This window comes from Stieleria sp., from assembly GCF_041595215.1.
Taxonomy (GTDB): Bacteria; Planctomycetota; Planctomycetia; order Pirellulales; family Pirellulaceae; genus Stieleria; species Stieleria magnilauensis.
The window spans coordinates 1-5,959 of the sequence record NZ_JBFHKV010000498.1 but is presented as its reverse complement, the minus strand read 5'-3'; the positions used below and the strand labels follow the sequence as shown (position 1 = coordinate 5,959).

Below are 5,959 nucleotides of genomic sequence, written 5' to 3'. Positions count from 1 at the left end.
GTCTTTCCTGCAGGCGCTGATCGACGTCGGTTATGACGGCCCGGTTCGCGCCGAATCCTTCAATCAAGCCCTCAACAAGCTGGACAACGACGAAGCCTGTGCGGCAACGTCCAAGGCCATCCACAAAGCGATCGCGCTGCTCTAGTGGGGTAAGCATCTTGCTTGCCTCCCCCTGAAAGCTTTAGCTTGCAGCCGTTAGTAAAGTATCCTGGGGGCAAGCTAAAGCTTGTGGGGGTCGCAAGCTGGAAGCTTACGCCACTTTGGAAGCTTACGCCACTTTTCAGGCCGCTTTTCGGAAGCGGTGGGGCGTTTCGATGCGTCGTCGGATGCTTGCCAGGGGGCCGATTTCCGACGGGGCGGCTTCGGCGTACCAGGCCCGGCGGGCGATCGCGTCGAGAATCTTTTCGGCGATCGTGACGGCTCGGGCGCCGGCCAGTCCGCTGACCGTCGGCGAGATCCCCGACTGGATGCTGATCACGAAGTCGTGCAGTTCGTCCAGAATCGCATTCCGCGATTCCAGCTGCTTGGTTTCCAACTGCAGATGGTCGGTGAACAAGGTGTCGGCATAGCCGAGTGGGTTGTCGGTCGCTTCGTCCAGGTCGAAATCGCGATCGACCAGCGACTCGCTCGGCCGCACGGCGTGCAAGGCGGGACCGGAGAAATCGATTTCAGCGAATCCGCCACCGCCATAGACTTGCATTTGACGGGCCGGTGCGGGGCTGACCCGCGACGCTTTCAAGTTCGCGACCAGTCCGCAGGCGAATTCAAGGCGAGCTTCCGCCAGGTCTTCGTGATCGCTGACGACGGCGATCCCGCTGGCGGAGACGTCGGCGATGGCAGCGTCGGTCATCGAGCAAACCAGATCGATGTCATGGATCATCAGGTCCATCACGACGCCGACGTCCAGGCAGCGACCGGGAAAGCGTGAGGCGCGGACGGCTTCGACGTATTTCACATCGACACCGATGTCTCCCAGCGCGGTGAACGCCGGATTGAATCGTTCCACATGGCCGACTTGCAGGGTCAGCCGTCGTGACGCGGCGAGCATCGCCAATTTGTCGGCGTCGGCGGCGGTCGTCGCCAGCGGTTTTTCGACCAGCAGGTGCTTGCCGGCCTTCAACAGATCCGTTGCGATCTCGGCGTGCGCATCGGTGGGTGCGGCGATGATGGCGGCATCGATTTGGTCGATGCAGTCGCGGTAGTCGGCAAACGTCGGCACGTCAAAAAGTTGTGCCGCGTTGTTCCGGGCCGCCTCGATCGGATCGCTGATCGCGACCAGTTGGGCACCATCGACGCTGCCGAGAAGCTTGGAATGGATTCGTCCCAGATGTCCGGCGCCGATGACGGCTACGCGCAAACGTGTCATGCTGCTTTCTTGCTCCGTTGGTCTTGACCGCGGCCGTGGCGTCCGTTGCACGAACGATCGACACAATCAAAAAGGTGTTTGATGACGGGCCGGATCGGGCCTTGCGAATAAACGATCTCACGAGCCTTGTCGACGCCGACGCGTGCCCGATACAACAACTTGAAGGCCTGGGTCAGCACCGCAATGTCCTCGGTGGTGTAACCGTGTCGTTTCAAGCCGATCGTGTTGACCGCTCGCGGTTTGGTCGGTTGGCCGTCGACGATCGTGTAAGGCGGGACGTCGTGCAGCACGCGGCTCATCGCGCTGACGAAGCTCAGTTGTCCGACGCTGGCGAAGTGTGACACGCCGACGCCACCGGCGATGGTGACATCGTTTCCGACTCGCACGTGACCGCCCAACATGCCGTTGTTGGCGATCACGATCCGGTCACCGACTTTGCAGTCGTGGGCGACGTGGGTGCCGGCCATGAAATAATTGTCGTGGCCGATCTCGGTCACGCCGTCTTCCTTTTCCGTCGCACGGTTGACGGTGCAATGTTCGCGGAACACGTTGTTGTCACCGATCACAACTTTTGTCGGCGAGTCTTTGTAGCTGGTGTCTTGGGGATGGGCCCCGATCACAGTGCCTTGGAAGATGTGGTTGTCTTCGCCGATCGACGAGTGTCCGGTGATGACGACGTGTTCTTCGATGAGCGTGCCGTCGCCGATTTTCGCATGCGGCCCGATCACAGAAAAATGGCCGATTCGAACGCCGTTACCTAGCTGAGCTCGCGGATCAACGACGGCTGTTTGAGCGATGACAACACTCATGGCAAACCAATATGGATAATTGATAAAGGAAGTTGCGATCTGAAAGCGAAATCAAATCGCGGATCATTGGGAACGTAGCGAATGTCGGTCTTCTGGATCGAGAGGAATCAGGCTGTTTTTTCGTCCACCGATAGAAAGTTTTTCGCACCGCGTTTCAGGCCGCATGGCGTCGATCACTGAAGCATCCGACTTGGCTGCGGGACTGTGATTGCACAGCCAGGTCATGCAGCGCTTGGGCCATCCGGCCGTTCAGGCGATGGCCGCCGCGATAGGAGATGAACTTGCCGACCAATTCAATTCCAACCAAGGCCAGGTCACCGACCAGGTCCAACGCCTTGTGGCGGGCGCATTCATTCTTGAAGCGGGTGGTGTTGTCGATCGGGCCGTCGGCGCCGAAGACCAACAAGTCTTCGTAGGAAACATGTTGGGCGACGCCGCGGGCGTGCAACGCCTTGGCTTGGCTTTCGGTCACGAACGTTCGCGCCGGTGCAACATCGCGGCTGAAACGCGTCGGTGTGCAGGCAAAGCCGTAACATTGGTTGGGGATCTCGCCTTCCTGGTCAAAGACCAACTGGTATCCGAAATGGCTGACGCCAGTCGGAACCGGTGCCGCGGAGATCCAGGAGGAACCTTCACGCAGCGTGATCACTTGGTCGATCACCAAGCGGCGTCGCTCACCGGCTTGGATGACCAATCCGGCGGTCGCCAACGCGTCGATAAAGGGTTTGCTGCTGCCGTCCAGGCCCGGCAGTTCGCAGCCGTTGATTTCGACGATGCAGTTGTCGATTTCCATCGCGTAGAGTGCCGCCATCAAGTGTTCGATCATTTCGAACTGGGCGTCACCCTGGGCAACGTTTGTTCTCAGTTGGGCGTCGGTCCGTTGGCTGACGTGGGCCGGGCACGAGGGATGGCCGGGCAAATCGGTGCGGACAAGCATGACGCCCGTGTTCACCGGGGCCGGATGGATGGCGACTTCGACTTCCTTGGCCGTCCAATAACCTCGACCGGTCAGCCGGCAAGACGACGCGATCGAATGCTGGTTGCGTGATAACTTCACGGCGTGCCTCCCTGCCGAACCAAGCCACTTTTTTAAACAGGAAAATAAAAACGACGGACATCGCTGTCCGCCGTTTCGTGTAATAGCCGAGCCGACGCCATTGCCCCTGACGTGGCTCATTGCCTTTCGGCGTGACCCGCTGCCTACTGGCGTTGCGAGGTGCCGTTGCGGCCGGCGATCGCCGGATCTGCTTTGATCACCTTGTCCAGGTACTGCATGACGCCCGGGGTCATGTCCAAGGCGGCATCGTGGTAAACGATGTTTTTCATCACGCCGCGGATGACCGATTCGCCTTGAGCCTGATTCATTTCTTCGCTGTTGTAACGAAGCACCAAGTTGATCTTGTAATGATTGGCCAGGAACTTCACGCCGGCGGCGATCTGTTGGTAGTTGTCATAGTAGATCTTGGCTTCGGCATCGGCCAGCTCTTTGCGTTTGCGAGCCATGTCCAGACGAAGCTTCGAATCCATGCTCGCGAGTTGCTCTTCCAATTGAGCGTACTCGGGCGAACCCGGCGACAGCGTCTTCAGCTTTGCAGCGGTGTTCTGCAGCTGTTCACGCTTTTGTTTCAGCTCTGCATCGTAGGCCTTCAGATCGCCTTCGACGTTCGCCACCTGGGTTTTGATGCCCGGGTGATTTTTAAAGATGTACGCGACGTCCACGACCGCAACGCGGTGAGGAGCCGAATCCTGTGCAGACGCAGTACCGGTCATCAGACACGGGGCCAACACAGTTGCCAATCCGATGGCAATTCCACAGACTTGATGGCGAACGGTTCGCACTTTCGCTCTCCTTGCGTATTGAGTCGCAGTCCTTTGTCTCAGCGTTGAAACGAATCGTGTTACGGTATCGATTCGCTCGGAATGGCTCGACGCAGACATCCGTTGCCTGTACCAAATCACTCATTCGCTGACGTGCCGAAATCGCTCCGGCTTTTGTTCACTGTTTTCCGATTGTGGCAATCGCCCTGAGCCACGTAAAGATTGATCACGCCATTTCTAGGAGCGTTTTTCAAGCTTTCCACGCAACGTCACGGTGCTTGCATTTCGACGGACTTCGATTTCGAAGCTGTCGCCCGGTTCGTGCGCCCGCACCCAGGACAAAACGTCACCCGAGGTGCGAATCGCCTGCCGGCCGATACGCTGAATTTGGTCGTCGATCTGCAATCCCGCTTTCGATGCCGGACTCCCATCGGTCACCTCGGTGATTTTCACCACGCCGTTTTGCTCCGAAATTCGAATGCCCAGGTACGCTGTCATTTGACGACGAATCTGAACCTTCGGATCGGTCTCGGCATAAATGGGCCGTTGGGGGAGCACCGCCAGGCGGAATGCCACACCACTGACCATATCGGTTACACGGGTTAGGTTCCCAAAATCGATTTTGTCGAAATCGTCAGAAGGGCGATGATAATCGTTGTGCAGCCCCGTAAAGAAAAACAGCACGGGAACGCCGACCCGGTAAAACGACTGGTGATCACTGGGGCCATACCCGCTGGCCACCTTGAACAGATTGAATTGGAATTCTCGATTGACCGTGTCGACGACGCGTTCCAGTTCGCTGGCCGACCCCGTTCCGTACACCGTCAACTCGTTGTCGCGAAGCCGGCCGACCATGTCCAAGTTGATCATCGTGGTCGTGTTTTCGATCGGTCGCACCGGGGCTTCGACATATCGCTGGCTGCCCAACAACCCACGCTCCTCGCCGGTAAACCCGATCAATAGGATCGTGCGATGCGAGTCCACTCCTTCGAGCCGACGCTTCAATTCCGCTCCGCAAGCCAACATCGTTGCCGTTCCGCTGGCGTTGTCGTCGGCCCCGTTGTGGACCGCGATCGTCCCCGGAGCCATCGACGCAAATCCGCCCATGCCGACGTGGTCGTAATGCGCCCCAATCACAAGGGTCTGATTCGCTAGCAAACCTTTGCCGGGCAGCCGGCCGATCACGTTGTCGCTGACCGCAATCGCCGGCTTCAGATCAACCGACAGTGAGACCGTGACCGAATCCAATGCTCGGCTGGCCGGGCGAAAGGTCTGATTGATTTGCGTTTCGAGTTCTTCCAGCGACGCATCGGCACCGGCACGCAACATCCGGTCGGCCAGATCGCGCGCGATCGAAGCGACGGGGATCTTTTCGCTCTGCTTGGACTTCGTGCCGGCGTCCGCGATTCCCAGGACGCCGCGGCGAGCTGACTCAAGCTCGGCCTGCATCGCCGCGATCATTCGCTCGGTGCCGGCGATTTTCTCAGCCGTCGCGGCGCGGTTCTTGACCGCTTGTTGCGGCAGATTGGACAGCATCTCGACCAAGCCTTCCTTGCGGCGCTGTTCCTGGTCGATCCGATTTTGAACCTTTTGCACCGCTTCACGCGTGCTGTCGGGATCGTTGACGATCAGAACAGCGACGGCGCCGTGCTCGATCGCGTTGAGCACCTTGGTGGCAAAGTAGGCGTGGCGCGTGTTTTTGACCCCATCAAAGGGACTGTCCGGATCGCTGGCGCCGGGTTCTTTCCGCAACAGCATCACGATCGAGCCGCGCGCATCGATCGATTGATAGTCGTCGTAGTCATGTGTTTCCGAGGTGATTCCGTATCCCGCAAACACGACGGGGGCCGAAACGGAATGCTTGTCGCTTCCGATCCCCAGCGGCCCAAACCCTTCGCCCAGTCCGGCGTCGACGACCGGCTGATCGGCGATCTGAATCCGGCAAACATTGCCCGACTCATTGCGG

Annotated in this window: 5 protein-coding genes; all 5 read right to left on the bottom strand. The window is 58.9% G+C overall.

The annotated features are described in order from the left end of the window. Window positions 1-280 precede the first annotated feature (280 nt). Window positions 281-1,366: a Gfo/Idh/MocA family protein gene (locus tag ABX749_RS18720; RefSeq protein WP_145218902.1), complete on the bottom strand. Its 1,086-nt coding sequence runs from the start codon at window positions 1,364-1,366 to the stop codon at window positions 281-283. Next, the gene (gene lpxA / locus ABX749_RS18715; protein WP_145218904.1) at window positions 1,363-2,175 is read right to left on the bottom strand and encodes an acyl-ACP--UDP-N-acetylglucosamine O-acyltransferase; all 813 of its coding nucleotides are present in this window, start codon (window positions 2,173-2,175) and stop codon (window positions 1,363-1,365) included. Before lpxA ends, ABX749_RS18720 begins: the two co-directional genes overlap by 4 nt. Before the next feature lie 154 nt (window positions 2,176-2,329). Further along, window positions 2,330-3,232, bottom strand: a complete 903-nt coding sequence (lpxC, locus tag ABX749_RS18710; RefSeq protein ID WP_145218906.1) for a UDP-3-O-acyl-N-acetylglucosamine deacetylase — start codon at window positions 3,230-3,232, stop codon at window positions 2,330-2,332. Window positions 3,233-3,375: 143 nt separating this feature from the next. Next, window positions 3,376-4,014 carry an OmpH family outer membrane protein gene (locus ABX749_RS18705; RefSeq protein ID WP_372897297.1) on the bottom strand — a complete coding sequence of 213 codons (639 nt, stop codon included), beginning with the start codon at window positions 4,012-4,014 and terminating at the stop codon, window positions 3,376-3,378. Window positions 4,015-4,230: 216 nt separating this feature from the next. Then, window positions 4,231-5,959: M28 family peptidase (locus ABX749_RS18700; RefSeq protein WP_372897296.1), on the bottom strand; the 1,729-nt coding region annotated here is incomplete at its 5' end.